The following is a 24,662-nucleotide window of genomic DNA, read 5'->3' as shown; positions in this document are numbered from 1 at the left end:
ATTCCTCACCCGATCAGGTGAAACCTTCTCGGCCGTTCCTCCGTCCTCTCCTCCGGGAGACGTCGGGACGAACACGGGGAGTGGGGCATCACATGGGGCAGAAGAAGAAGTACACGCCGCAGATAGCCGCGGTCGCATCGGCGGTCGCGCTGAGTCTGGCCGCCTGGGGGGCCGCCGTGTTGACGGACACGGAGGCGGAGGCGCGCGACGGGGCAGGCGCGGGAGCGCAGCACGAGCAGCGCGTACCGCCCACCCAGGACGGCAAGGCCCCGGCGCAGGTGAAGCCGGCGAAGGTCCCGGAGAGCATCGCGCACGCCACCGAGGCGGGCGGGAAGTCGGTGAACATCACCATCGACGACGGCCCCGACCCGAACTGGACGCCCCAGATGCTCGACATCCTCAAGGAGAACGGCGTCAAGGCCACGTTCTGCATGGTCGGGCCGCGCGCCAAGGAGTACCCGGCGCTCGTGAAGCGGGTCGTCGCCGAGGGCCACCGGCTCTGCGACCACACCATGGACCACGACACCACCATGGACAAGAAGTCGGTCGCGTACCAGAAGCAGCAGATCCTCGACGCGAAGCGGCTGATCGAGGAGGCGGCCGGCGGCGCGAAGATCGACTACTACCGCGCACCGGGCGGCGCCTTCACCCCGGACAGCCGGAAGATCGCCGCCGCCGAGGGCATGCGGCCGCTCGGCTGGAACGTGGACACCAAGGACTTCGAGCGCCCCGGCACCGCGGCGATCGTCGGCGCCGTGAAGAACGAGCTGTCCAACGGCCCGACGATCCTCTTCCACGACGGCGGCGGCGACCGCAGCCAGACCGTCGAGGCCCTCCGCCAGGTCCTCCCCTGGCTCAAGCAGCAGGGTCACCCGACCAGCTTCCCGGTCCGCACCGCCCCCTGACCGGGGCCGATGCCGCCCCCCGGCCCGGTGGCTCACCCCACCGGGCGGGTTGCCGATTTTCGCAATTCATTCGGCTGCTCATAGAATCGAGGGGTGAACGAGAACCTTCCCCCGTGCCCCGAGTGCTCCGGCGTCTACACCTACGAGATGGGCTCGCTGCTCGTCTGCCCCGAATGCGGCCACGAGTGGTCGGCCTCCGCCGGTGAGGCCGGCTCCGACGACGCCGCCGGCGGCGAGAAGGTCATCCGGGACGCCGTCGGCAATGTCCTCGCCGACGGCGACACGGTGACCGTGGTCAAGACCCTCAAGGTGAAGGGCAGCCCCAGCGGCATCAAGGCCGGCACCAAGGTCCGCAACATCCGTCTGGTCGACGGTGTCGACGGCCACGACATCGACTGCAAGGTCGACGGCTTCGGCCCGATGCAGCTGAAGTCCAGCGTGGTGAAGAAGGCCTGACCGCCGAGGGCGTTCATCGGGACGCCGTGAAGGCGCGAGGATAGCCCCATGACGAAGAGTTCTGACTGCACACGATCGACGTGGCGAGGGAGCGAGCGGCCGGGCGCGTACGCGTCGGCGGCGCTCCCCGGGAAGGGGCGGTGGGCACCATGAGCGCGCCGCTCTACCAGCTGAAGGCGGAATTCTTCAAGACGCTCGGCCACCCCGTGCGGATCCGCGTCCTGGAGCTGCTCAGCCAGCGGGAGCACGCGGTCTCGGAGATGCTGGCCGAGGTCGGCGTCGAGCCCGCGCACCTCTCCCAGCAGCTCGCCGTGCTGCGCCGCGCCAACCTGGTCGTGGCGCGCCGCGAGGGCTCGGCGGTCCACTACACACTGACCGATCCGCAGGTCGCCGAGCTCCTGGTGGTCGCCCGCTCGATCCTGTCCGGCGTCCTCGCCGGCCAGGCCGAGCTCCTCGCCGACCTCCGCGCCAGCGGAACGGCGATCGCGCCGCCCGAGTAGCGCCGGAAACCCGCGCAGCGCCGGAAACCCGCGCAGCGCCGGAAGTCCGCACGGCCGGGGAAACCCGAGCAGCCGGCAGGCCGGGCAGCCCGGGGAAGCCCGAGTCGGCCGGGTAGTCCCAGGCACGCCGGGTTATCCCGAGCAGGCCGGGTAGTCCGTGCAGCCCGGGGAAGCCCGAGCCGCCGCGAAGAGCGCCCCCGCAGCACCGGCCGCCGACGACGGCACCCGTTGTCAGTGGCCGGTGCCATGCTGGCCCCCGTGACGATCACCTGGAATCTCCTCGATCTCGACCGCGCCCTGCGCGCGTCCTGGGCGGCCGACACCAGCTCGCCCGACTACCAGACCGAATGGGTGCCCGACAATCCCGCCTGGGGCCACTGCGACATCACCGCCCTCATCGTGAACGACCTCTTCGGCGGCGACCTGGTCGTCGGCGAGGTCCACCTGGACGGCGAGCAGCACGGCTACCACTGGTGGAACCGCCTCCCCAACGGCGTCGAACTCGACCTGACCCGCGAGCAGTTCCTCCGGGGCGAGCTCGTCGGCGCCGCGCGCGTCGTCGAACGGCCCCCGGGCCCGCTGCCCCGCCGCTGGGACGAGTACCTCCTGCTCCGCACCCGGGTCGCCGCCCGCCTCGGGGAGCTGCCCGAGCCCGCGTAGGCCCGTTGTGCGCACCGGCACCCTGTTAGCCTCACCGGCATGATCACGACAGGAATCGGGAAGCGCTTACGCGGCGGGGCGGAATCCGGTCCGCAGCGGGCTCTGATCATCTCCAGTTTCGTCAGCAGGATCGGCAACGGGCTCTTCAACACCGCCGCCATCCTCTACTTCACCTTCGTCGTGCACCTGCCCGCCGCCCAGGTGGGAGCGGGCCTGACGATCGCCGGACTCTGCGGCCTGGCGGCCGGCGTACCGGCGGGCAATCTGGCCGACCGGTACGGTCCGCGGGTCGTCTCGCTGATCGCCCAGGCCGTGCTGGCCCTCACCATGGCGTCCTTCGTCCTCATCGACAGCTGGCTCGCCTTCACCCTCGTCGCCACCCTGGACCGGCTGGCCGCCACGGCCGCCGGCGCGGCGGGCGGTGCGCTCGTCGCCCGCGTCGGCGGCGAGCGGCCCGCCGCCTTCCGGGCCCGGCTCCGGACCTACGTCAACCTCGGCGTCGTCGTCGGCACCCTGGGCGCGGGCGTCGCCCTCCAGATCGACACCCGTGCCGCCTACACCGCGCTGATCCTCGCCAACGCCGCCAGCTTCGCCCTCGCCGGACTCATCGTGCTGATCGGCGTCCCGAACTACCGGCCCCTGCCCAAGCCCGAGGACCACCGGCAGTGGAGCGTCCTCGCCGACCGGCCGTACCTGTCCTTCGTCGCGCTCTACAGCGCCATGGGCCTGCAGTACCAGACCGTCTCCCTTCTTCTGCCGATCTGGCTCGCCGCCCACACCGACGCACCGCGGTGGACCGTGGCCGCGGTCTACGCGGTCAACAGCGGGGTCTGCGTCCTGCTCCAGAGCCGCCTCGGCTCCAAGGTCGAGACCCCGCACCAGGGCGGCCGCGCCCTCCGCCGCGCCGGACTCCTCTTCCTCGTCAGCTGTCCGCTGATGGCGCTGACCGCCGACGTCCCCATGTGGGTCGCACCGGCCCTCGCCGTCCTCGCCGTGTGCCTCCACAGCATCGGCGAGGTGTGGGAGTCGTCCGGCGGCTACGCCCTCGGCTTCGGCCTCGCCCCCGACCACGCCCAGGGCCAGTACCAGGGCCTCCTCGGCATCGGCTTCAACGCGGGCCAGGCCCTCGCCCCGCTGATCCTGACCGGAGCGGTCCTCGCCCTCGGCCACACCGGATGGCTCCTCCTCGCCCTCTTCTTCGCGGCCCTGGGCCTGGCCGGACCCCCGGTCGCCGCCTGGGCCGAACGCACCCGTCCCGCCCCACCGGCCGAGGACACCGCGACCCCGCGGGCCGAGGCCGAGCGCTGAGGCGGCACCGGCGACGCGGCCGGGGCGGCCGGAGCGAACGCGGGTTCGGGCCGGCCCCCCGACCCTTGGCCTTCACCGGCGCGCGCCCCCGTGCGCCCGCCATCGCGCCCGCCCGTACGCCCGCTGGCGCCGTCCCGGCGGAGGGTGTAGAGCCGCCGGCGGCACCGGAGGGGCCCGTGTGGCGCCCCGTTCGTCACGCGCGCCCCGCACGCCGACGCCCGGCACAGAGAGCGCACACAGAACGAGCAGCTTCGGGCCCCTCGCTATCAAGGGCGAGCGGAATAAAGCCAGTTGGGGTTGTAGTTCGGCCAAGGTGGGCAGGTTTGGGGTTCAGGACCTGGGGAAGGGTCCGGCGTCAGTGACTGACATTGCCCGTGGCAGTGGCAGTTGCCAGTGGCGACGGAGGGCGGTCCGGTGGGGCGGAAGAAGCAGGAGTGTGCCGCGGCGCGCCGTGGTGGAGCAGCGCGTCCCTCCGGGGGATGCCATGCCGACGCAGCCCGGGCGCCCCGAGGTGAGAACGACGCGATGGTGGTCCGCACAGTGGAACGGGCCGGAGAACGAAGGAGGTTGGTCCCATGACAGTGCGTGCCGTCGAGCTCCCCGAGCTGTGGATGCCCCACCCGCTGCGGGTGAACCCGTATCTGCCGGGTCTGCGCGCGGAGACCGAGACCTGGGCGCGCGAGATGGGGATGCTGCACGGCGAGGGGAGGCTGAGAACGTACGAGGGGATATGGACGCGGTCCCAGTTCCACGCCATGACCGTGGACCAGCTGACCGCCTGGTGTCTGCCCGACGCCTCACCGGCCGATCTGCGGCTGAACCACCGGTTCAACATCTGGGCGCTGGCCTGGGACGACTATTTCGCCAACGCCTTCAAGCGGACCGGTGATCTCCCGGGCGCACTCGCCTTCACGGCCCGGCTGCACGATTTTCTGCGCCCCGAGATCCCGGCCCGCCTCCCGTATCCGGAGAACGCCGTGGAACGCGGAATCGCCGACCTCCAGGCGCAGTTCTTCCCGCCCCGGCTCGCGCACTGGCGGCTGGAATTCAACCGGGCCCTCGCGAAATACATCGACGCGGGAGTGACGGAACTCGCCAACAGCCTCGCCGGCCGCGTTCCGAGCCTCATCGAATACGCGCCGTTCCGCCGCGAGAGCTTCGCCGCGCACACCGCGCCCTATTCCGTCGAACTCTCCACCCGTGCGCGAATACCGGAGGCGATACGCGACAGCGGCACCGTCCGCGGTCTGCTCGACGCCTTCATGGACTTCATGGGCCTCGCCAACGACCTCGCCTCCTACGAACGGGAGGTCCACGAGGAGCACGACGTCAACAACCTGGTCGTCGTCATCGGCGAGTCCCTCGGACTGCCCCTCCACGACGCCGTGCCCGCCTCCGTCCACCTGGTCAACTCCCGCCTCCGCGACTTCGAGTACCTGCGGACGCATGAACTCCCGCTGCTCGTACGGCAGTCGGGGCTCCATCCCGACGAGCGCGACGAGCTCGACGCCTGGCTGGCGGGCGCGTGCGGGTTCCTCTCCGGGCTGCACGCCTGGTACACCGGGGCGCCCCGCTACGTACCGGCCGACCACACCGTTCCGGAACAGCGGAGCCTCGACGAGCGGTACCCGCCGGGCGCGTGAGAGCCCGGCGCAGGAGCGCCCGTACCCGCCCGTACCCGCCCGGACACGCCGGAGGGGGCGCCGGCACCCGTGTGCCGACACCCCCTCCGTACTCCGGAAACCGCGCAAACCCCTAGCGGCGGGAGAGCAGCCGCCGCAGCCGCGCCCACCACGAGGCCGGGGCCGCCGCCGGGCGCTGCTCCGGGACCGGCGGCGCGGTCTCGGGCCACAGGCCGGGCGCCGGCAGCCCGCTGCTCTGCGTCGGCGGCGCAGGCAGCGGCGCCGGCAGGTCCTGCGCCCGCGGCTGCCGGGGCGCGAACCGCACCGGAAGCGCCGTCAGATGCCGCGCCCAGGTGGAGGAACGCCAGGACAGCTCCTCCTCCGGCACCGCGAGCGCGATGTCCGGCAGCCGGGTCAGCAGGATGTCGATGCCGGTGTCGGCGATGATGCGGCCGATGTCCTGGCCGGGGCACTCGTGGCTGCCCGCGCTGAAGGACAGGTGCGCCCGGTTGTGGTGCACCGGGGTCGCCGGATCCGGCCGGATCGTCTCGTCGACATTGCCGGCGGCCAGGCCGAGCAGCAGCATGTCGCCCGCCTTGATCTGCTGCCCGCCGAGCGTGGTGTCGCCGTTGGCCCAGCGGCCCGGGCACACCATCAGCGGCGGCTCGTCCCACAGCACCTGCTCGACGGCCTCCGGCAGCGTCATCTGACCGCCGGCCAGCGAACCGCGGAAGCGGTGGTCGGTGACCACCATCCGCAGCACGTTGGACATCAGGTTGGCCGTCGTCTCGTACCCGGCGAGCAGGATCAGCCGCAGGTGGTGCATCACCTCCTCGTCGGTGAGCCCGGCCGGGTGGGCGAGCAGCGCGGACGCGATGTCCTGCCCCGGCCGCGAGCGCTTGGCGACGACCAGCTCCTCCAGGGCCTTCAGGACGAAGGCGTTGCTGGCGAGCGAGGTCTCGGTCGCCTTGAACAGGTCACGCGCGGCGTGCACCAGCTCCGGGCCGGACTCGTCCGACATGCCGAGGAGATGGATGAGGGTGAGCATCGGAAGGTGTTCGGTGAACTGGTTGACCAGCTCCGACTCGCCGCTCTCGCAGAACCCGTCGATCAACTGGTGGGCGAAGCGGGTGATGTGACGGCGCAGTCCGCGGTGGTCGAACTGGTCGAGGCCCGCCGTGACCGCACCGCGCAGCCGCTGGTGGTCCTCGCCGTCCGCGCACACGCAGTCCGGCCGCCAGCCGATCATGGGGATGAGCGGCGAGGTGGCGGGGTCGATCTCGCCGCTGCGCCAGCCGTGCCAGACCCGCGGATCGCGCGAGTACTGGGTGGCGCGGGTGGCGACGTCGCGGTTCTCGGTGTAGCCGAGGACGAGCCAGGCGCGCACGTCGCCGTCGAGCAGGACCGGCGCGACCGTTCCGTGCGCGGCGCGCAGCTTCTCGTACAGACCCATCGGGTCGGTGGCCGCGGTGGGGCCGTACAGCCGGGTGGTGCCGTCGGGGCCGGTGGCCGCCGCGTGCGCCGGGCAGCCCGGCGGCGGCAGGAGGTCGGTCTCCGGGCCGGCGTGTTCGGAGGGTGGGACGGTCATACGGGGGTCTCCTGGGCGGCGAGGGTGCACAGGTAGACCATCAGCGAGAGCAGCGCGTCACGGCAGGACGCCCGGTCGCGGGCGTCGCAGGTGACGATGGGGACGGACTCGCCGAGGGCCAGCGCGGTGCGCAGTTCGGGCAGGGGGTACTGCGGGGCTTCCGGGAAGGTGTTGACCGCCACGACGAAGGGGACACGGCGGTCCTCGAGACGGGTGATGACCTCGAAGCACACCTCGATCCGGCGGGTGTCGACGAGGACGACCGCGCCGAGCGCGCCTTCGAAGATCCCGTTCCACAGGAACCAGAAGCGTTCCTGGCCCGGGGTCCCGAAGAGATAGAGGACCAGCTCCTCGTTGATGCTGATCCGTCCGAAGTCCATCGCGACGGTGGTGGTGCTCTTGCCAGCGGCGCCGGGGTTGTTGTCGATCCCGACACCCGCCTGGGTCATGTTCTCCTCGGTGGTCAGCGGCTTGATCTCGCTGACCGCCCCGACCATGGTGGTCTTGCCGACGCCGAAGCCGCCGACGACCACGACCTTGACTCCCCGGGCGCCGTGCGGCAGCAGCACGTCGGTGCCGCGCGGGCTGGCCAGGGAGGCCTCAGAGCTTGCGTAGTCCATGGATCACCGCCTCCAACAGACCGCGTTCGGGAAATGCCGCGACGGGCACGGGTGCGATGGCTTCCACACGTTCGTCCTCGACGAGTTGGGACAGGAGCACGGTGACGACACTGAACGGGAGGCTGAGGTACGCCGAGACCTCGGCGACCGACAGCGGGTACTGACACATGGTGAGGATGGCGGCGGTCTCGGGCTGCATCGAAGGCTCGGGCGAGGACCGCGACGCGATCAGGGTCACCAGGTTGAACGCCTTCTCCCCGGAGCCCTGGCCGCCGGTGATGACGTAAAGCGGAACGGGAGTGCCTTCGTCCCAAGGGCCTTTGCGCTCTGATGTCACATCGCCTGCCGCACGTCATCACGGGGCGGACTCGTCATGTGCTGACCGATCCGCACCACCAGGGTCCGCATCCGGTCGCCGAGCAGCCCCGCGTCCACCTCCTCGTCGGCCAGGACCGCGAGGTACGCGCCGGGGCCGGCCGCCATGAGGGAGAAGTAGCCGCCGTCGGCCTCGATCCCGACCATCCGCGTCGAGCCGTCGCCGTGCGGGAACATCTGCGCGATGGCCTTGGCCAGGCTCTGGATGCCGGAACAGGCGGCCGCGATCGCGTCGGCGGTGTCCGGGGTGGTGTTGGCCTGGCCGATGCACAGGCCGTCCGAGGAGAGGACGACCACGTGGCGCACGTACGGAACGCTGCCCACGAGCTCCGTGAGCATCCAGTCAATGTTGGGCAGTGGCTGCATGGTTACTCGACCTCATCTGACGGATCGCTGTGGGGAGTGGAGGGATCGGCGGCCGTCCGCTTCTCGCCGTTGAACGCCTCCCACATCAGGCCCGGCTGGCGCGGCGTGCCGTTGCGCCGGGGGAGGGCCGGCGCCTCCGGGGGAGTGCTGCCCGTGCGGACGACCGGGGTGGGGACGGGCGACGCGCGGCGGCGCTGCGGGAGCCCGTTGACGGTCTTGCCGGGCTCGCCGGCATCGGTGGCGCCGGAGTCCGCCGCGGCCGTGAACGGCGCGGTGGTGAACGGCGCGGAAGGCGACGCGGAAGGCGACGCGGAGGGCGCGGCGGGGGCCGTCGTCGACGCCGTGGGGGCGGCGTGGCGCGCGGTGGAGGCCGGAGCGGGAGCGGGCACGCGCTTGGGCGCGGGCGCCGGTGCGGACGCGCGCTCGGGCATCGGAGCCGGCGCGGGCGGAATGATGGTGGGAGGCGGCGGAGGCGTCGGGAAGCCCGGGCCGCCGGAGCGCTTCCGTTGGTTCTCGTGGGGGGCTCTCATGACAGGCTGGGGCACCGTGGTGATCAGGCGTCGGGGTACGAGGATGACGGCCCGCACACCGCCGTACGCGGAGGTGCGCAGGTCCACCTCGCAGCCGTGCTCGCGCGCCAGCCGGCTCACGACGGGCAGACCGAGCTGGGTGACCTCGCCGAGACCCGCCAGGAAGATGCCGGTGGCCGACTGCGTCATGACGCGGTCGATGCGCTGCCGGACCTCCTCGGTCAGGCCGACGCCGCGGTCCTCGATCTCGATCGCGATGCCGGAGGGCACCTCGCTCGCGGTGACCTCCACCGGGGTGTGCGGCGGCGAGAAGGTCGTGGCGTTGTCGAGGAGTTCGGCGAGCAGGTGGATCAGCGGCTCGGCGCCGGGGCCGATGACGGCCACCTCGGTCACCGCCTGCAGCCGCACGCGGGGGTAGTCGACGATACGGGACATGGCGCCGCGCAGGACGTCGTAGAGCGGGATCGCCTTCGACCACTGGCGGCCGGGCCGGGCGTCGCCGAGCACGGCGATGCTGGCCGCGAGGCGGCCGATCAGCGCGTTGCGGTGGTCGATGTCCTGCAGACCGCGCGAGACGACGATGTCCGTGCCGTGCAGGATCTGCATCGCGTGCAGGTCCTTGGCGAGCTGGTGCACGATCGCCTGGACGCGGCGGGCGACGGCGACGAGCGCGCGCTGGGACGAGTCACGGGTGCTCTCCTCGGCCTCGACGGCCTCCAGGAGGGTTCGCAGGGCGCCCTTCAGCGCCTCGGTGAACTCGTCGTCGAGGTGGTCGCCGAAGGAGACGGACTGCATGATGTCCGACGCGCTCTCGCCCTTCTGCAGCCGGGCCACGGCCGCGGGGAGCAGCTCGTCGGCCATCCACCGGGTGGTGGACCGCTGGTCCGCGAGGCGGCCGAGCAGCGCGGCTTCGCGCCGGGCGTAGTACTCCCGCGCCTCGGCGGCCGCCTGGGTCCGGCGGGCCGAGTCGCTCGTACGGAGCCGGCGCATCGTCACGGCCGAGGTGACGGCCGTGAGGGCGACGGCCACCAGGCCGTACCAGGCGAGCGACGACCGTATCTGCGCGGAGGAGAAGAACAGCCCTATGGCGAGGACGCCGGCCAGGGCCCCGGGGGGAATGAGCCACACCGGTGCCGCGTTCCGCGGCCTGGCTCTGGAAGTCGAAGCTGCACGAACCATCAAAGGGTCCCTCAACAGACGGAAATGAGCGGACTAATGAACGAGGGGAACGAATGAGCTGGCAAAGGGTGTGCGAGCGGAAGAGAGTGCTGCGACCGACTGATGGGCTTTTCGTTTCGCGGCCGGTTTTCGTCCGTGGCCGATTCCGCACCTGTTTCCGCACGCGTGACTCTGTGTGAGCGCGTCGCAACACATGTGGGGAGCATAGTCAGTTCGGGATTGGCATGTGCCCCGGATGGAGCGGAAGCCTCCATCGATCCCTCCGGGCCGATAAAGGGAAAGAAACTCGAACTGAAAATGTCATCAGGCGATCAAAAATGATCGCGGTGGTGGCATGGATGTGCGTGCCGTACGGCACGGGGCGGCGTCGAGGCGGGCCGGGCGCGGGCAAGGGGGCGCACGGGGGTGGGGCGGGGCGTGCGGGGGTGATCGGGCGGTGGGGCGAGCCGATGGGGCCGGTGGGCGAGGAGAGGCGATCGGGCGTTCGGGACCCGGGTGCCTGTGTGCCGCGCTGGCCGTCGGCCGTCGGCCGCCGCCTCCGGCCGGGAAACGCGGCGGCCGCCCTCGGCCGGCTCTCGGACGAGAGCCGGCCGGGACGGCCGCGGGGAGACGAAGGGGATGAGGGGGAGGGGGAAGGGCGCCGGACGAGACGGTCAGGACGGTGTGGCGGCCCGGTCGGACGCGCTGCGCAGCACGCAGAACTCGTTGCCCTCGGGGTCGGCGAGGACCGCCCAGCCGGAGCCGTCGGGATTCCGGTGGTCCCCGACGAAGCCGGCGCCGAGCGCGAGCAGGCGCTCCACCTCCTGGTCGCGCGAGGTCTCCGGGCGCAGACACAGATGGATCCGGTTCTTGACCGTCTTCGGCTCGGGCACCTGGTTGAAGTACAGCACCGGCCCCTCCGCGAGCATCACCTGGACCTCCCGGTCACCCGGCCGGTCGTCCGGATGCAGCGGACGGCCGGTCACCGCGCTCCAGAACCGGGCCAGCTCATAGGCGTCCGCACAGTCGATCGCCACGTTCTGCACTACCGAAACCATGGGCGCGAGCCTTCCCGATTTCCGGCTCGGACGCCACCGCCATGACCGTGATCTCTGCCTCCGCCTCCGCCCCGGCCGCCTCCGCCTCCGCCGGCGCGCCCGAGCAGCGCGGTCAGCAGGACGGCGGTCAGGGTGCCCGCGACCACTCCGCTGCCCAGCACGGTGCGCGCCCACCCCGGGAACCCCGCGTACAGGTCCGGGCTCAGCATCGGCAGCAGGCCCACCGCGAGCGCGAGCGCCGCCACGAGGGTGCCCGAGCCCGAGCCCGTGCCCGTACCGCCTCCGCCGCCGAGGTCGGCGCGGCGCAGCATCTCGACGCCCAGGACGGCGATGACGGCGTACACGACGAGCGAGGAACCGCCCACCACGGCCTCCGGGATGCCCGCGAGGACGCGGGAGACGGGCGTGGCCAGGCCGAGCAGGACGAGCAGCACGCCGGCGCCGGCCGTCACGAACCGGCTGCGCACCCCGGTCAGGCGCCCGATGCCGATGTTCTCGGCGCTGGTCACCATGAGGGAGGTGCCGAACAGGCCGCCCAGGAGGGACACCAGGGCGTCGGCGCGGGCGACCCGCGGCACGTCCCGCCCCGGGGCCGGTGCGCGCCCCACGGTCTCGCTGTTGAGGACCGTCTGGCCGGTGATCTCCGCGAGCGTGGTCAGCGCGAACACCAGCAGGGGCAGCGCGGCGAGCACGTCGAACTCCGGTGCGCCGTACGGGAGAAGGGACGGCAGCGCGAAGCCGCTGCCCGCCGCAGGGGCGAAGCCGCCGAGCCCGGTCACGGCGGCGAGCGTGGTGCCCGCGGCCATGCCGAGGAGCACGGCGGTCTGCCGCCAGACCCCGCGCAGCACGACGTACGCGGCGGCCGTCGCCGCGACGGTGAGCGCCGCGAGCAGCACCGCGCGCGGTGCGCCCGTACCGTCCGGGCCGGTCACGAGCCGCGCCGCGACCCGGATCATCGCGATGCCGATGAGCAGCACGGTCACGCCCATGACCAGCGGCGGGAAGAGCCGCACGACCCGCGCGTACAAGGGGAGCACGGCGAGCAGCAGCGCCGCGGCGAGCAGCACCGAGCCGGCGGCGGTCGGCGCCCCGTGCTCCTCCGCGATCTGCAGGAAGAGCGCGGTCGCCGCGCCGCCGGGCAGCATCACGAACGGCAGCCGCCCGCCGAACCGCCACAGCCCGAGCGACTGCAGCAGCGTGCCCGCCCCGCACATCAGCAGCACGGCGCTGAGCAGCGAGGCGGCCGCGCCGGGGGACGACCGCAGGGTGCCGGCGACCAGGAAGACGGTGGAGACGGGCGCGGCGATCATCGCCAGGACGTGCTGGGCCGCGAGCGGCGCCAGCCGCCGCAAGGGGACCCGCTCGTCGACCGCGTCGGGCGCGTCGACCGGGCCGTCGGCGACGGTACGGGCCGTGCCCGGGGTGTCCGTCATGCCCCGGCCCCCAGCCACGGGATGTCCTGGGGCGCGTAACGGTAGGCGCGGAAGACCGCGTTGGGCTCGGACGGGAAGAGGCCGCGGACCTCGCTCTCGTGGTAGGCGGCGAAGTGCGGGACCACGTACTCCCAGCACAGATAGCCGTCGCGGGTCACCTCGAAGAGGCGCCCGGAGGGGGAGTCGGTGACCAGCGTGTTCCCGTTCGGCAGCCGCTGCGCCGAGCCCATGAAGGGCGCGAAGAAGAACTCGCGGGCCGGGTCGTGGTACTCCCACACGACCTCGCCGCTCGCCCGGTCGAGCTCGACGACCCGCGAGTACGGCACGTCGTGCCCGGGCCGGAAGACGCCGTTGTCGAAGACGAGGAGCCGCCCGTCGGCGAGTTCGGTCGGCGCGTGCTGCTGGCTGACGCTGCCGGGGCGGCTGCGCCAGAGGATCTCGCCGGTCTCGCGGCTGATCACGACGACCGCGGACACGCTGCGCAGGCTGGCCAGGACGTTGCCGTCGCGGAGCGGGGTCACGCTGTTGACGAGGGGCCAGTGCTCGCGGGCGTACGCCTCGTGCAGCGGGAACTCGGCGCGGTCGAGGTGCTCGGCGGCCCGCCAGGACCAGAGGAGCTCGCCGTCCGGACCGACCTCGCGGAGGGTGTCGGCCCATACGGTGCCGCCCGCGGCCTCGGAGCCGGGCACCCCGCCCCGTACCGCCGCCGCGTCCGCGCCGGTGAGCGGTTCGAGGGCGGAGTAGAGGATGCGGCCGTCGTCGAGGTGGTGGGCGTCGTGGTGCTGGAGCGGGTCGCGGTGCTCGCGCAGCACCGTGCCGTCCGGCGCGGCCCGGAGCATCACACCGCCGCGGTACTTGTGCCACATCGGGAAGAGGGCGGGCTCGCCGGGGAGCACGCCGTTGAAGGCGAGCGTTCCGTCGGCGAGGAGGCGGGCGTGCCGGCCGGGGCGGTACGGCAGGTGCCACTGGTGGACGGTGCGTCCGTGGAGGTCGACGAGATACACCTCGCCGCTGCCGGTGAGGGGCGCGTAGAGGGTGAGGCCGGGGAAGGCGGCGGTCTCGTCGAGGGCGATCAGGCCGGTGGGGCGGCGGCGCCGTGAGTTCTGGTCGACCGTGGGCATGGCGGAGCTCCCGTCGGAGGTGGTGGAGGGGTGGCGCCCGTCATCAAACTTTCTTTGATGAGAGCAACCGGCTTTGAAACTAGGGGCCTCGTGTGACGGGCGTGTGTCGGGAGTACGAAACCGTCCCGGGGCGGCGGGAGAAGGCCGCGTAAGGTGCTGGGGGAAGGCATCCGAGTGCAGGTGGGGGGCGACGGCGATGGTGGCCGAGGGCGGCGCGAGGACGCCGAGGGTCGGCGCGGCCGTGCGCCGGCGGCGGCGCGCGCTCGACCTGACCCTCGCCGAGGTGACGGCGCGCAGCGGCCTCTCCTCGCCCTTCCTCAGCCAGATCGAGAACGACCGGGCGCGCCCCAGCATGCGTTCGCTGCAGCGGATCGCGGACGCCCTGGACACCACGGCGGTACGGCTCCTCGCCGCCTCCGACGAGTCCCGTACGGTCGACCTGGTGCGCGCGCACGACGACAGCGGCCTGCGGGGCGACGCCCTGGGCCGGGTCCGGCCGGTGGTCCGCGGCCGGCACCAGCTGCACGCCCTGGAGTTCACGGGCGAGCAGGAGGCGCACCGCGAGTACCGGCACCGCAACGACGAGCTGATGTACGTGGCCGACGGCGGCGTGGAGGTGGAGGCGGACGGGCGGATCCACCGGCTCGGGCGCGGCGACTCGCTGCTGCTCTCGGGCGGGGTCCGGCACCGCTGGCGCACCACCGCACCCGGCACCCGGGTCCTGGTGGTGGCGGTGGCCGAGCACATGGAGGTCCTCGGCCCCTGAGCCCGGCCGGTGCGGGGGCGAACCGCCGGCCGGTGCCGGGGCGAACCGCCGGCGGGTGCGTACGAGGCCCGTCCGGCGGGCAGAGCGTGATCATGACAGACACACCTTCGGTCCCGTCCGCCACACCCGCCACAGAGACGACACGTGCCCAGGCGCCCCCGACCGCACGCCCGTTACGCCAGCTGCTCGCCGCCTCCGTCGGCAACGCCGTCGAGTGGTACGACTGGTACGCGTACACCTTCCTGGCCGCCTACCTCGCCCGCCAGGTCTTCCCGCCCGGCACCGGCAACTCCCTCGTCCCGCTGCTCTCCACGTTCGCGGTCTTCGCCGTCGGATTCTTCATGCGGCCCGTCGGCGGCCTGCTCATGGGCGCCATCGCCGACCGGCGCGGCCGGCGCACCGCGCTCACCGTCACCATCCTCCTCATGGGCGCCAGCAGCCTGCTCGTCGCCATCACCCCCACCTATGCCGCCGCCGGAGTCCTCGCCCCGGTCGTGCTCGTGACCGCCCGACTGCTCCAAGGCCTCTCGGTGGGCGGGGAGTTCGCGGCCTCCACGACCTTCCTGGTGGAGTCCGCGGGGCCCGGCCGGCGCGGCCTCTTCTCCTCCTTCCAGTACGTCTCCACCTCCGTCGGCCAGCTCGCCGCCTCCGGCGTGGCCGCGCTGCTCGTCGCCGTACTCTCCGACTCCGCCATGGACGGCTGGGGCTGGCGGGTGCCGTTCCTGCTCGGCGCCGTGCTCAGCCTGGCCGGCTTCTGGATCCGGCGCGGCGCCGAGGAGACCCGCGCCGAGCGGCCCGCGGACGAACGCCGCCCCGGACTCTTCGACGCGCTCCGGTACCACCCCCGCGCCTCGCTCCTGATCGGCGGCATCACCGCGGGCGGCACCCTCGCGTACTACACCTGGACCTCCTACCTGCCGACCTACGCCGAGCTCAACACCGGCATCGCCAAGGAGGACGCCCTGCTCGCGGGCACCCTGTCGCTCGCCTTCTTCGCCCTCCTCCAGCCGGTCGGCGGCCTGGTGTCCGACCGCTTCGGCCGCAAGCCCACCCTGCTCTTCTTCGGCCTCGGCTTCGCCGTCCTCGTCGTCCCGCTGCTCCGCGCGCTCGACGGCTCCTTCCTCACCCTCCTCCTCGTGCAGTGCGCCGGCATGGTGCTCCTCACCGGCTTCACCTCCATCTCGGCCGCCGTCAACGCGGAGACCTTCCCCGCCCGCGTCCGCGCCGCCGGCATCGGCTTCCCGTACTCCCTCACCGTCGCCCTGTTCGGCGGCACCGCCCCGTACGTCGGCACCCTCCTCAAGGAACTGGACCGCCCGCACCTCTTCCCCTGGTACGTCGCGGCCCTCTGCCTCGTCTCGTCCGCGGTCTATCTGCGCCTGCCGGAGACGGCCCACAAGCCCCTCGACCGCTGACCCTTGACCGGCGACCGTTGACCGTTGAGCAGTGACGGAGTCCCGCGTGGACTACGTGCCCGGTGCGGCCGGTTCCGGCAGCCAGCCGGTGCGGGTGAACGAGGCGGCGCTGCGGGCGACGAGTGCGGCGCCGTCCCCCCGGGCGGACCACGTCGGTGCCCGCGAGCAGGGCATCGGCGGCGGAGGCGTCGAGGCGGAGTGTCCCCTCCGACCCGCCGCCGGTGAGCTCCTCGGCCAGCGTGCCGAGGAGCGGGAAGGCGGGGTTGTCCGGATCCCCGCCGATCCGGCGCAGCCACTCCCGGGGTTCGACGGCCGGCAGCCGGTGGCCCATGCCGCGGAGCACGTCGAGCGCGGCGTCGAGGCGGGTGAGCCGCCCGGCGGCCAGGTGGAAGGTGCGGCCGGCCGCCTCGGGCCGGAGGGACAGCGCGACGACGGCCTCGGCGACGTGGTCCACCGGCACCAGTCGAACGCGGTGTCCACACCGGCCGGGGCGGCCTCGACGAGCCGTTCCGCCACCCATTTGCTCCGGGTGTAGCCGTGCCGCAGGGCGCCGGGCGGACCGGTCGGGTGTCCGGGGCCGACGGGGAGCTCGCCGCGACCCGGGTACACGCCGCGCGGGCGTGGCCCGCCACGGATTGCCCCCTGTCGTTGTCCGCGAGCACGAGAAGGAGGAATGATGCACCAGGATCAGCACGAGGACCGGTTCCACGTGGTCGTCAAACACGAGGAGCAGTACTCGGTTTGGCCCACCTACCACGACGTTGCCCGGGGCTGGCGGAGCGTCGGGGAGCCCGCGCCGCGGGAGGAGTGCCTGCGCAGGATCAGGAACTGTGGACCGACATGACGCCGAGATCGCTGCGCGAGGCCGAAGCGGCCGGATGACGGACTGAGCGACAGCCACCCAGACCAGGAAACGCAGAGAGAATGATGCTGGAACAAGTTCGATGGCCGTTACGCCACCGCGCGTTCCGAGCGGTGTGGTGCGGTGAGACGCTGTCGATGCTGGGCGACTACAGCTTCGAAGTGGCCTTCGTCTGGCTGGTGTTCCAGGAGACCGGTTCGGCCGGCGCCCTGGCGGCCGTACTGCTGGTGCAGACGGTGCCGCGCGGGGTGCTGCTGCTCGTCGGGGGCGCGGTCACCGACCGGGTGTCGCCCCGGACGGTCATGCTCTGCTCCCACCTGGTCAGGGGCACCGCGGTCGGACTGCTCGGGCTGCTCGCGGTGATGGACGGGGTGCAGGTGTGGCACCTGTACGCGCTGGGCGCCGTCGCGGGCGTGGCCGAGGCCTTCTTCATGCCGGCCCAGGACAGCATCCTGCCGTCCCTGCTGCCCACCGAGCAGATCCCGCGCGGCAACGCGCTCGTGGGATTGGGCGAGCAGGGCGCGCGGTTCCTCGGACCGCTCCTCGGCGCGTCTCTCGTGGGCCTCGTCGGCACCCCGGCGGCGATCCTGCTCAACAGCGCCACCTTCTTCGTGGCGGCCTGGACCGTCCTCGCCGCGCCCAGGCGCGGAGCCGGGGGCGAGGGCGAGGAGTCGAAGCCGATCTCCGTCATCGGCCACGAGATCGTGGACGGGCTGCGCCACGTCCGGCGGAGCCGGGAGGTCCGGACCGTCCTCATGATCATCGGCGCCGCGGCGCTGAGCTACAGCGGCCTCTTCGCGGTCGGCCTGCCCGCCCTCGCGAAGTCCTTCCCCCAGGACTCGATGGCCCTGGGTCTGCTCCTGTCGGCATGGGGACTCGGCCAGCTCGCCGGCACCGTCGCCGCGGTCTTCACGGGACTGCCCCGGCGCTGGGGCATCCTGATCATCGGCATGACCCTCACCGAGGGCGTGACCTTCGTCCTCCTCGGCGTCCTGCCCAATGTCTGGCTCGCCGCGACGGTCCTGGCCCTGCTCGGCGTGGGCGTGGCCTATTCCAGCGACGTGGCCCTGCCCACGTTCATCCAGACCCGGACCCCCGAGGACGTCCTGGGGCGCATCAACAGCGTCATGTACCTGCCCCGGGTCGTCCTCGAACCCGTCTCCCTGGCGGTCATGGGCCTCCTGGTCACCGGCGACCTCCGCTGGGCCTTCGCCGCGGCCGCGGTTCCCGTCCTGGCCGTCGGCATCCGGCTCGCCTTCGATCGCGAGGCCCGCGGCCTCACCACGGCAAAGGAGCCGCAGCCGGCCGGCGCCACGAGCGCTACGGGCGCTACGGGGTAGGCAGCCGGACCGTGACGAGCAGACCGCCGCCGGGGCGCGCGGCGAGCTCCAGCGTTCCGTCGTGGGCACGGACCACGCTGTGCACGATGGCGAGGCCGAGACCGACGCCGGGGTGCTCGCCGGGCTCTCCGGCGCGGACCCGCTCCGCACCGCGCTGGAAGGGCTCGGTGAGGGTCGGGAGCAGTTCCGGCGGCACCGGGCGGCCGGTGTTCTCGACCCGCAGCACGCTCGTGCCACCGCGCGACTCGGTGTGGACCGTCTCGGTGTGCACCGTCACGGTGCCGCCGGCCGGGAGGTTGTGGACCACGGCGTTCTGGACGAGGTTCGTCACCATCCGCAGCAGAAGCTCCGCGGAGCCGCTGGTGGGCGCCGGTCCGCCGGTGACGTCGAGGGTGATCCCGCGCCGCTCGGCGAGGGGGAGCAGTGTCTCGGCGGCCTCCTCGGCGACGAGGGAGAGATCGACGCTCTCGCGGGTGAAGGTGCCGCGGTCGCTGCGGCTGAGCAGCAGCAGCGCCTCGGTGAGACCGATCGCCCGCGCGTTGACCGCCTGCAGGCGTGCGACGAGTTCGCCCGGGTCATGGGTGGGATCCTTGCGGGCGACATCGAGCAGCGCCTGCGTGATGGCCAGCGGGGTGCGCAGTTCGTGCGAGGCGTTCGCGGCGAACCGCCGCTGCTCGGCGACGTGCGACTCCAGTTCTTCGAGCATCGTGTCGAACGCGTCGGCGAGCTCGCGGAACTCGTCCCGGCGGCCCTCAAGGTGGATCCGGTGGGACAGCGACCCCTGCCCCGCCAGGCGCGCCGCGTCCGTGATCCGGGTGAGCGGTGCGAGCATCCGGCCGGCGAGCAGCCAGCCCCCGACGAGGCCGAAGACGAGCAGGAAGGCCATCGCCACCGCTGCCGCCGGGGCGAAGGTGTGCACGAGGAGATAGCGGTTCGGCGAGATCCCGAGCAGGCCCTGGTCCTTGTCGGGTACGTAGCGCAGGATGAACACCCACACCACCGCCAGGAGCAGCGCACCGGCCACGGCGAGGAAGCCCGCGTAACTGAGGGTCAGCTTCAGCCGGACGCTGAGCCCGGGGCGTCTACGCACGGGGACCGTCGGTACGGGCGGGGGCCGCGTCGATGCGGTAGCCGACGCCCGGGACCGTCGCGATGACCCAGGGCTCGCCGAGCCGCTTGCGCAGGGCGGAGACGGTGATCCGCACGGCGTTGGTGAGGGGGTCGGCGTTCTCGTCCCAGGCCCGTTCGAGCAGCTCCTCGGAACTGACCACCCCGCCCTCGGCGGCGACGAGGACCTCCAGGACGGCGAACTGCTTACGGGTGAGCGCCACGTACCGCCCGTCGCGGAAGACCTCCCGGCGGAACGGGTCGAGCCGCACGCCCGCGATCTCCCGGACCGGCGGCCGGGCGTAGGCGCGCCGGCGGTCCAGCGCCCGCAGCCGCATGACGAGCTCCCGCAGCTCGAACGGCTTGGTCAGGTAGTCGTCGGCGCCGAGCGCGAACCCGGACGCCTTGTCGTCGATCCGGTCGGCGGCGGTGAGCATGAGGATCGGGATGCCGCTGCCCGAGGCCACGATCCGCCGGGCCACCTCGTCGCCCGAGGGTCCGGGGATGTCGCGGTCGAGGACGGCGAGGTCGTAGGAGTTGACGCCGAGCAGCTCCAGGGCCGCGTCGCCGTCGCCCGCGATGTCGGCGGCGATCGCCTCCAGACGAAGACCGTCACGGACGGCCTCCGCCAGATAGGGCTCGTCCTCCACGATCAGTACACGCATGCCGGAAGCCTAATCAGCACGACATATCGCCGGTGTATGCGACTCGGCCCCGGCCCAGCTCGGCCCCGGTTCAGCCCGCCGGTACGAGCACGGGCCCGGACCGGTCCGACGGCGCCCCCGCCCCCGTACGCCACCAGCGGCGCGAGGCCAGCGCGGCGAGCCCGGCGCCGGCGGCGTTGACCAGCACGTCGTCCACGGAGGAGACCCGGTCGAGCCGCAGGACGTACTGCGCGGTCTCCACCAGGACCGAGCAGCCCGCCCCGAGCGCCAGGACCCGCGGCAGGGACGCGAGCGCCGCGAACCGCATCGGGGCGAAGAACCCCAGCGACGCGAAGACCAGCAGATTGCCGGCGATCCCGAGCGACCCCATCGTCACCAGGTCCCGCAGCGGCACCAGACTGAACCGCCCGGGCACGACGCCGGCCCCGGCGCCCGGCATCAGCGTCAGCCACAGGAACGGCACCGTCCCGTGCACCATGCCCACCTCGGCCACCGAGAGCCGCAGCGCCGACGTGCCGTCGGCCGCCGCCCGGCGCAGCCGCGCCAGCGCCCACACCACCAGGCCGGAGAGCGGCAGCGCGACCAGCGTCATCAGCACCACACCGTTGAACGTGTCGTAGCAGCCGTGCCACCGCCCGGCCAGGCACCGCGGAGCGGACATCATGAGCGGCCCCCGCATGAAGAACAGGATGCCCGCCAGCGCGAGAACGACGAGGCCGGGGAGCACGATCCCTCGTGTGCTCCCCGGCGACGGCGTCGGCGTCGGCGACGGTGATGCGTTTCGGTTCATACCCCTCATTGGAGACGAGGGGCTGTTGTGACCACGTATGCGATTTTCGATACGCCCGCGATATACCGGCTACAGGGGACCCTGAAAGCCGTCCGGGCTCAGCAGCTGACGGTGCCCCGGCGGATCGCGTGGCCGCCGGTGTTGCCGTCGTCGGCCCAGTAGACCGGCTTGGTGCCGCCGGCGCACTCGTCGGCGGCGGCGAGCGTGAAGCCCTCGTTGTTCAGGTTGGACATGCCGGCCGGGCGGTTGTAGACGGCGGCCGGGCCGAAGGTGCCGCCGGTGCCGATCTTCATGGTGCGGTGCTGGCCGGAGCAGGTGTCGTCGCAGACCAGCCACAGGCGTGCGGCCTGCGCCTCCCACTGGAGCTCCATCACACCGGACAAGCCGCTGCTGAAGGTGGCGACCCGGGTGGCGGCTCCGCCGTCCTCCAGGACGTAGGCGTGCACCGAACCGGTGCCCTCGACGCCGAGGAAGAAGACGCCGCCGGTGTGCGCGCCGAACCGGCCCGGGTCGTAGGCCGCGCCCGTCGACTCGTCCTTGAAGCCCGCCGCGGTGAGCGTGGCGTCGGGGATCCAGGTGATCGCCTCGAAGCCGGCGTTGGAGCCCACGGCCGGCAGACCGGCGGTCAGGTTCCACTCCTTCGTGGCGGTCAGCGTCGTGCCGGTGCCGGAGCCGACCTCGTAACGGAGGACGGACAGCCAGCTGGTGCCGGACGCGTCGCCGTTGCGCTCGGTGGCGACGTACGCGCCGCCCGCGGCGCCGCCGGAGGTCAGGGTGACGGCCTCGCTGTCGGGGGAGCCGCTGCCGCCGGGGTAGCGCAGGGTCTTGCCGGAGGTCCAGCCGTTCGCGGTGTCGGGCCTCCAGCCGCCGGAGCCGTCACGGACGAGCCGCCACAGCTTGCCGGAGTTCTGGGCGCCCCACAGCACGGAGCCCTCCTCGTACAGGCCGCTGAGGTCCGGGCCGAAGACGTTGGAGCCGTCGGCCGTCGCCACCGTGCTGCCGCCGGGCCAGGCCACCGCACCCGTACCGCCGCCGCCGGAACCGCAGTCGTTGAGCGCACCGAGCGTCAGGGTGGCCCCGTTCACGAAGGCGCCGGTGCCGTCGGGGCAGCGCGACCAGGACGGGGCGGAGTGGCTGCTCCAGGAGAAGCTGTCGACCAGGGTGGAGCCGCCCGGAAGATACAGGCGGGCCTTGTCGCCGGAACCGAGACCGAACGACCCCGACACGTCGAACGCGCGGACCGCCCCCGGGGCGAGCGTCGTCCCGGACGGCACGGTGAACTTCGAGCTGTTGTTGTCGTCCTTCAGGATCCAGCCCGAGATGTCCACGGCGGCCGTGCCCTTGTTGAACAGCTCGACCGAGTCGTCGACACCGCCGGTCGTCACCACTTCGTTGATGCGGATGTCGTCCGCCGGGGCCGCCTGGGCCACGGGCGTGAGCAGGGCCGCGGCGGCGGCCATGGTGGCGCCGGCTACGGCGACGCGGAGCGGGGCGCGTCGACGACGCCCTCGGGGAGCGCGTACTTCGGGCACGGTGTCCGTCCTGGGAGGCAGGGGAGTGCTGACTGGGCGAGACGAGGGTCCCGGCCGTTGCCGAACGGCGGTCGGCAACGGCCCGGTTGCCACGTGAACGCCCGTCGAACGGAAGCCCCCTGAACCCTCAGTGCGCCGGTCACGCGTCGGGCCGGACGAAGGACCGGCTTCAGATGCTTCTCCGGCAGCGCGTCCGGCAGGTCGTCCCAGTCGAGGACGTGGGAGACGACCCGCTCGGGGGCGACGGTGCCGGTGGCGGCGACCGGTGCGACGATCGCCTCCCCGGCCGACCGCACGACGGGGTCCGGGGCCTCGCGCCATGCGACCGTGCGGCGGGCGACATACGTCAGTTCACGCATCGGCCGGTCCCTTGGCCAGGGCGACCAGGTCGGCGTAACGGACGACGGAGCCGCCCGCGCCCCAGGTGCCGTCCGGCTGCTCGTGCACCAGCACCCAGACGCGCAGGGCCTCGGCCGGGTCGAGTCCGGCGGCCGACAGGACGGTCCGCGTCGCGTCCTGGACCAGGCCGGCCTTGCGCCGCTCGGAGAGCGCGCCCTGCGGCACCGTCACCTCGACCAGGAAGCGGGGGGCGTCGTCCTCGGCGGTGGTCTGGGCGTCCGCGGGCAGCTCGACGAGGTAGCTCCAGGCCTGGGCGCGGAAGAACGCGGTGTCCGGCGCGCCCTCCCAGCGCAGCAGTACGGCCGCGAGCTCGCGCTGGACGGTGGTGCGGCCCTCGGGGGTGAGGGCGCCGGCCGGGACGGTCAACCGGATCATGGGCCTGGCTGCTCCTGTGACGATCGTTATAGACGGCGCTCACGGTAGACTATGACGGTCGTTATATCCAGGGGAGTTCGGAAGAGGTGTGCAGGTGACCAGGGGCAGTGCGAACGCGCCGTCGCGCGAGCGGATCGTGGCCGGAGCGGCCGACATGATCAGCCGGCGCGGGCTGAGCGCCACGAGCATCCGGGAGATGGCCAAGCACGCCAAGGCGCCGCTCGGGTCGACCTATCACTTCTTCCCGGAGGGCAAGCAGCAGCTGGCGGGCGAGGCCGTCCGCCACACCGGGGAGTGGGTCGCCCGAAGCCTGCGCAAGGAGCTGGAGGCGGGGCCGGCCGCGGGACTCCGGGCCTTCCTGGATCTGTGGCGGAAGATCGTCGTGGACAGCGACTTCCATGCCGGCTGCCCGGTCCTGGCCGTGGCCATCGAGGAGCCCCCGGCCGACGAGGTTCCGCCTGCCCTGGCCGCCGCGGCCGAGGTCTTCGAGCAGTGGGAGACCCTGCTCGCCGCCTCCCTGCGGGACCACGGTGCCGGGGGCGAGCGGGCGGCGCAGCTCGCGACCCTCGTCGTCGCCGCCGTCGAGGGCACGGTAGCCATGTGCCGCGCCAAGCGCAGCACGCAGCCCCTCGATCACACCGCCGCACAGCTCCAGGTCCTCATCGCGGCGGCCGTCGGTGACTGACCGGGGCCGGCGGGGTGGTTTCGAGGTCCGGAGCGTCCGGATCAGACGCCGAGCGCGGCGCGGACGGCCCTGGCCTTCTCCTCGGTGAACACGCCGCTGTCGAGGAGCGGGAGGACCGACAGCACCCCGCCGCGAGAGCCCCAGCTGCCCTCGTCGATCACGCGGAAGTTGACCCACCAGGCCGGTGACGGCTCCGCGAGGCCGCAGCTCTCGGCCAGCGCGCCGAGGATGCGCTCGATGACGGCTGCCCTCACCTCCTGGCGCCAGTCGCCGTCCATCACGGCCACGTCGATCGCCATGACGTCGGCGTCGGGGCCCAGGTCCGCGAGGAGCCGCCCGCCGATGGCCATCATGTCGGGCTCGCGCTCGACGAAGTGCACCTGGAACCCGACGCGCGCCGCCGGTGCGAACTGTCCCACCTCGGGTACGAGAACGGCGTCCGTCAGGGTCTCGGCCAGCTTCCGGCGCTGTTCCGGGTTCAGCCGCCCGGTCGGGGTGTTCACGGTGATGATCGTCACGGCACTCTCCTATGACACTCGTTATAAGACGGCTCCAGGTTACAGCCTTCTATAACGAGTGTCATAGCGATGGTGTCAGGATGCTGCCGAGACCGACTCGACCAGGTCGCCCACCTCCTGGTCCGGCATGTCGCGGGCGATGTCGGCCTGGGCGATGATGCCGACGAGGACGTGCCCGTCGATGACCGGGACCCGGCGGATGCGGTGGTCGCTCATCACGCGCAGCACGTCGTCGGCCGAGTCGTCCGCGCCCACGGTGACGATGTCGCCGCCGGCGAGGTCGCCGGCCGTGCAGCGGGCCGGGTCGATCCCCTGGGCGACGACCTTCAGGACGATGTCGCGGTCGGTGAGCATGCCCTTCAGCCGCTCGTCCGGGCCGCAGATGGGCAGGGCGCCCACGTCGAGTTCGGCCATCTTCCGGGCGGCGTCGACCACGGACTCGGTCGAGCGGATGCAGGTGGCGTCGGGGGTCATCAGATCGCGTGCGGTGTTCATGACCGTGCTCGCT

The 24,662-nt window shown here is 72.6% G+C and carries 28 protein-coding genes; 12 read left to right on the top strand and 16 right to left on the bottom strand.

Annotated features, from left to right (window positions below):
• The first annotated feature begins 92 nt into the window (after positions 1-92).
• The 6 genes from KV205_RS08795 to KV205_RS08770 all read left to right on the top strand — a co-directional run bounded on the left by KV205_RS08795 (position 93) and on the right by KV205_RS08770 (position 5,472).
• Positions 93-905: a polysaccharide deacetylase family protein gene (locus tag KV205_RS08795; RefSeq protein WP_265863524.1), complete on the top strand. Its 813-nt coding sequence runs from the start codon at positions 93-95 to the stop codon at positions 903-905.
• A 93-nt stretch (positions 906-998) separates the two neighbouring features.
• Positions 999-1,361 (top strand): zinc ribbon domain-containing protein YjdM, encoded by a 363-nt coding sequence (locus KV205_RS08790; RefSeq protein WP_265863523.1) that lies wholly within the window; start codon positions 999-1,001, stop codon positions 1,359-1,361.
• Between the two features lie 149 nt (positions 1,362-1,510).
• Entirely contained in the window at positions 1,511-1,861 is a 351-nt protein-coding gene (locus KV205_RS08785) for a metalloregulator ArsR/SmtB family transcription factor (protein ID WP_265863522.1), read from the top strand.
• Between the two features lie 246 nt (positions 1,862-2,107).
• Entirely contained in the window at positions 2,108-2,521 is a 414-nt protein-coding gene (locus KV205_RS08780; protein WP_374214645.1) for a hypothetical protein, read from the top strand.
• 39 nt (positions 2,522-2,560) lie between these two features.
• Positions 2,561-3,829 (top strand): MFS transporter, encoded by a 1,269-nt coding sequence (locus tag KV205_RS08775; protein ID WP_265863520.1) that lies wholly within the window; start codon positions 2,561-2,563, stop codon positions 3,827-3,829.
• Positions 3,830-4,404: 575 nt separating this feature from the next.
• Positions 4,405-5,472, top strand: coding sequence for a hypothetical protein (locus KV205_RS08770; RefSeq protein ID WP_265863519.1), 1,068 nt, complete (start codon positions 4,405-4,407; stop codon positions 5,470-5,472).
• Positions 5,473-5,584: 112 nt separating this feature from the next.
• Here KV205_RS08770 and KV205_RS08765 read toward each other — a convergent pair whose 3' ends face one another.
• From KV205_RS08765 to KV205_RS08730, 8 genes are all read right to left on the bottom strand, one after another.
• Complete coding sequence (locus tag KV205_RS08765; protein WP_265863518.1) at positions 5,585-7,039, bottom strand: cytochrome P450; 1,455 nt, start codon at positions 7,037-7,039, stop codon at positions 5,585-5,587.
• A complete protein-coding gene (locus KV205_RS08760; RefSeq protein ID WP_265863517.1) occupies positions 7,036-7,659 on the bottom strand; it encodes an ATP/GTP-binding protein in 624 nt (207 codons plus the stop codon). The genes KV205_RS08765 and KV205_RS08760 overlap by 4 nt, the downstream gene beginning before the upstream one ends.
• Complete coding sequence (locus KV205_RS08755; RefSeq protein WP_265863516.1) at positions 7,640-7,996, bottom strand: DUF742 domain-containing protein; 357 nt, start codon at positions 7,994-7,996, stop codon at positions 7,640-7,642. Before KV205_RS08755 ends, KV205_RS08760 begins: the two co-directional genes overlap by 20 nt.
• Complete coding sequence (locus KV205_RS08750) at positions 7,993-8,373, bottom strand: roadblock/LC7 domain-containing protein (RefSeq protein ID WP_265863515.1); 381 nt, start codon at positions 8,371-8,373, stop codon at positions 7,993-7,995. The genes KV205_RS08755 and KV205_RS08750 overlap by 4 nt, the downstream gene beginning before the upstream one ends.
• 29 nt (positions 8,374-8,402) lie before the next feature.
• Positions 8,403-10,058: a sensor histidine kinase gene (locus KV205_RS36405; RefSeq protein WP_265863514.1), complete on the bottom strand. Its 1,656-nt coding sequence runs from the start codon at positions 10,056-10,058 to the stop codon at positions 8,403-8,405.
• A 704-nt stretch (positions 10,059-10,762) separates the two neighbouring features.
• Positions 10,763-11,146 carry a VOC family protein gene (locus KV205_RS08740; RefSeq protein WP_265863513.1) on the bottom strand — a complete coding sequence of 128 codons (384 nt, stop codon included), beginning with the start codon at positions 11,144-11,146 and terminating at the stop codon, positions 10,763-10,765.
• The gene (locus tag KV205_RS08735) at positions 11,134-12,579 is read right to left on the bottom strand and encodes a uracil-xanthine permease family protein (protein ID WP_265863511.1); all 1,446 of its coding nucleotides are present in this window, start codon (positions 12,577-12,579) and stop codon (positions 11,134-11,136) included. The genes KV205_RS08740 and KV205_RS08735 overlap by 13 nt, the downstream gene beginning before the upstream one ends.
• Positions 12,576-13,700 carry an aryl-sulfate sulfotransferase gene (locus KV205_RS08730; RefSeq protein ID WP_265863510.1) on the bottom strand — a complete coding sequence of 375 codons (1,125 nt, stop codon included), beginning with the start codon at positions 13,698-13,700 and terminating at the stop codon, positions 12,576-12,578. Before KV205_RS08730 ends, KV205_RS08735 begins: the two co-directional genes overlap by 4 nt.
• A gap of 196 nt (positions 13,701-13,896) precedes the next feature.
• Here KV205_RS08730 and KV205_RS08725 point away from each other — a divergent pair, with 196 nt between their 5' ends.
• The 5 genes from KV205_RS08725 to KV205_RS08705 all read left to right on the top strand — a co-directional run bounded on the left by KV205_RS08725 (position 13,897) and on the right by KV205_RS08705 (position 18,083).
• On the top strand, positions 13,897-14,466 hold the full coding sequence (locus KV205_RS08725; RefSeq protein ID WP_265863509.1) for a helix-turn-helix domain-containing protein: 570 nt from the start codon (positions 13,897-13,899) through the stop codon (positions 14,464-14,466).
• Positions 14,467-14,558: 92 nt separating this feature from the next.
• On the top strand, positions 14,559-15,881 hold the full coding sequence (locus tag KV205_RS08720; RefSeq protein WP_265863508.1) for an MFS transporter: 1,323 nt from the start codon (positions 14,559-14,561) through the stop codon (positions 15,879-15,881).
• A 31-nt stretch (positions 15,882-15,912) separates the two neighbouring features.
• Positions 15,913-16,416, top strand: coding sequence for a hypothetical protein (locus KV205_RS08715; RefSeq protein WP_265863507.1), 504 nt, complete (start codon positions 15,913-15,915; stop codon positions 16,414-16,416).
• Between the two features lie 138 nt (positions 16,417-16,554).
• Positions 16,555-16,725: an MbtH family protein gene (locus KV205_RS08710; protein ID WP_306806276.1), complete on the top strand. Its 171-nt coding sequence runs from the start codon at positions 16,555-16,557 to the stop codon at positions 16,723-16,725.
• An 80-nt stretch (positions 16,726-16,805) separates the two neighbouring features.
• A complete protein-coding gene (locus tag KV205_RS08705; RefSeq protein WP_306806275.1) occupies positions 16,806-18,083 on the top strand; it encodes an MFS transporter in 1,278 nt (425 codons plus the stop codon).
• Here the strand turns inward: KV205_RS08705 and KV205_RS08700 are convergent.
• From KV205_RS08700 to KV205_RS08675, 6 genes are all read right to left on the bottom strand, one after another.
• On the bottom strand, positions 18,073-19,173 hold the full coding sequence (locus KV205_RS08700) for a HAMP domain-containing sensor histidine kinase (protein ID WP_265863505.1): 1,101 nt from the start codon (positions 19,171-19,173) through the stop codon (positions 18,073-18,075). The two genes, KV205_RS08705 and KV205_RS08700, sit on opposite strands and share 11 nt — an antisense overlap.
• Positions 19,166-19,855 (bottom strand): response regulator transcription factor, encoded by a 690-nt coding sequence (locus tag KV205_RS08695; RefSeq protein WP_265863504.1) that lies wholly within the window; start codon positions 19,853-19,855, stop codon positions 19,166-19,168. The genes KV205_RS08700 and KV205_RS08695 overlap by 8 nt, the downstream gene beginning before the upstream one ends.
• A gap of 70 nt (positions 19,856-19,925) precedes the next feature.
• Entirely contained in the window at positions 19,926-20,645 is a 720-nt protein-coding gene (locus tag KV205_RS08690) for a VanZ family protein (protein WP_265863503.1), read from the bottom strand.
• A 98-nt stretch (positions 20,646-20,743) separates the two neighbouring features.
• A complete protein-coding gene (locus KV205_RS08685; protein ID WP_265863502.1) occupies positions 20,744-22,105 on the bottom strand; it encodes a lamin tail domain-containing protein in 1,362 nt (453 codons plus the stop codon).
• An 11-nt stretch (positions 22,106-22,116) separates the two neighbouring features.
• A complete protein-coding gene (locus KV205_RS08680; protein WP_265863501.1) occupies positions 22,117-22,536 on the bottom strand; it encodes a hypothetical protein in 420 nt (139 codons plus the stop codon).
• Entirely contained in the window at positions 22,529-22,951 is a 423-nt protein-coding gene (locus KV205_RS08675; protein WP_265863500.1) for a tautomerase family protein, read from the bottom strand. Before KV205_RS08675 ends, KV205_RS08680 begins: the two co-directional genes overlap by 8 nt.
• Before the next feature lie 94 nt (positions 22,952-23,045).
• Between KV205_RS08675 and KV205_RS08670 the strand changes: the two genes are divergently transcribed.
• On the top strand, positions 23,046-23,636 hold the full coding sequence (locus KV205_RS08670; RefSeq protein WP_374214644.1) for a TetR/AcrR family transcriptional regulator: 591 nt from the start codon (positions 23,046-23,048) through the stop codon (positions 23,634-23,636).
• 41 nt (positions 23,637-23,677) lie between these two features.
• On the opposite strand, the gene KV205_RS08665 is transcribed toward KV205_RS08670, so the two are convergent.
• Entirely contained in the window at positions 23,678-24,154 is a 477-nt protein-coding gene (locus KV205_RS08665) for a tautomerase enzyme (RefSeq protein WP_265863497.1), read from the bottom strand.
• Positions 24,155-24,229: 75 nt separating this feature from the next.
• On the bottom strand, positions 24,230-24,649 hold the full coding sequence (locus KV205_RS08660; RefSeq protein WP_265863496.1) for a CBS domain-containing protein: 420 nt from the start codon (positions 24,647-24,649) through the stop codon (positions 24,230-24,232).
• Positions 24,650-24,662 lie beyond the last annotated feature (13 nt).

It is taken from the genome of Streptomyces sp. SKN60, from assembly GCF_026236535.1.
Classification (GTDB): domain Bacteria; phylum Actinomycetota; class Actinomycetes; order Streptomycetales; family Streptomycetaceae; genus Streptomyces.
Note: the sequence above shows the minus strand (reverse complement) of the source record. Positions and strands in the feature narration are given on the sequence as shown.

What these genes read in the sequence shown, in the direction of transcription:
- KV205_RS08795 (WP_265863524.1), top strand. Translation starts at nt 93, where the DNA reads ATGGGGCAGAAGAAGAAGTACACGCCGCAGATAGCCGCGGTCGCATCG.
- KV205_RS08785 (WP_265863522.1), top strand. Translation starts at nt 1,511, where the DNA reads ATGAGCGCGCCGCTCTACCAGCTGAAGGCGGAATTCTTCAAGACGCTC.
- KV205_RS08780 (WP_374214645.1), top strand. Translation starts at nt 2,108, where the DNA reads ATGCTGGCCCCCGTGACGATCACCTGGAATCTCCTCGATCTCGACCGC.
- KV205_RS08775 (WP_265863520.1), top strand. Translation starts at nt 2,561, where the DNA reads ATGATCACGACAGGAATCGGGAAGCGCTTACGCGGCGGGGCGGAATCC.
- KV205_RS08770 (WP_265863519.1), top strand. Translation starts at nt 4,405, where the DNA reads ATGACAGTGCGTGCCGTCGAGCTCCCCGAGCTGTGGATGCCCCACCCG.
- KV205_RS08765 (WP_265863518.1), bottom strand. Translation starts at nt 7,039, where the DNA reads ATGACCGTCCCACCCTCCGAACACGCCGGCCCGGAGACCGACCTCCTG.
- KV205_RS08760 (WP_265863517.1), bottom strand. Translation starts at nt 7,659, where the DNA reads ATGGACTACGCAAGCTCTGAGGCCTCCCTGGCCAGCCCGCGCGGCACC.
- KV205_RS08750 (WP_265863515.1), bottom strand. Translation starts at nt 8,373, where the DNA reads ATGCTCACGGAGCTCGTGGGCAGCGTTCCGTACGTGCGCCACGTGGTC.
- KV205_RS08740 (WP_265863513.1), bottom strand. Translation starts at nt 11,146, where the DNA reads ATGGTTTCGGTAGTGCAGAACGTGGCGATCGACTGTGCGGACGCCTAT.
- KV205_RS08735 (WP_265863511.1), bottom strand. Translation starts at nt 12,579, where the DNA reads ATGACGGACACCCCGGGCACGGCCCGTACCGTCGCCGACGGCCCGGTC.
- KV205_RS08730 (WP_265863510.1), bottom strand. Translation starts at nt 13,700, where the DNA reads ATGCCCACGGTCGACCAGAACTCACGGCGCCGCCGCCCCACCGGCCTG.
- KV205_RS08725 (WP_265863509.1), top strand. Translation starts at nt 13,897, where the DNA reads ATGGTGGCCGAGGGCGGCGCGAGGACGCCGAGGGTCGGCGCGGCCGTG.
- KV205_RS08720 (WP_265863508.1), top strand. Translation starts at nt 14,559, where the DNA reads ATGACAGACACACCTTCGGTCCCGTCCGCCACACCCGCCACAGAGACG.
- KV205_RS08710 (WP_306806276.1), top strand. Translation starts at nt 16,555, where the DNA reads ATGATGCACCAGGATCAGCACGAGGACCGGTTCCACGTGGTCGTCAAA.
- KV205_RS08705 (WP_306806275.1), top strand. Translation starts at nt 16,806, where the DNA reads ATGATGCTGGAACAAGTTCGATGGCCGTTACGCCACCGCGCGTTCCGA.
- KV205_RS08695 (WP_265863504.1), bottom strand. Translation starts at nt 19,855, where the DNA reads ATGCGTGTACTGATCGTGGAGGACGAGCCCTATCTGGCGGAGGCCGTC.
- KV205_RS08690 (WP_265863503.1), bottom strand. Translation starts at nt 20,645, where the DNA reads ATGAACCGAAACGCATCACCGTCGCCGACGCCGACGCCGTCGCCGGGG.
- KV205_RS08685 (WP_265863502.1), bottom strand. Translation starts at nt 22,105, where the DNA reads ATGGCCGCCGCCGCGGCCCTGCTCACGCCCGTGGCCCAGGCGGCCCCG.
- KV205_RS08680 (WP_265863501.1), bottom strand. Translation starts at nt 22,536, where the DNA reads ATGCGTGAACTGACGTATGTCGCCCGCCGCACGGTCGCATGGCGCGAG.
- KV205_RS08675 (WP_265863500.1), bottom strand. Translation starts at nt 22,951, where the DNA reads ATGATCCGGTTGACCGTCCCGGCCGGCGCCCTCACCCCCGAGGGCCGC.
- KV205_RS08660 (WP_265863496.1), bottom strand. Translation starts at nt 24,649, where the DNA reads ATGAACACCGCACGCGATCTGATGACCCCCGACGCCACCTGCATCCGC.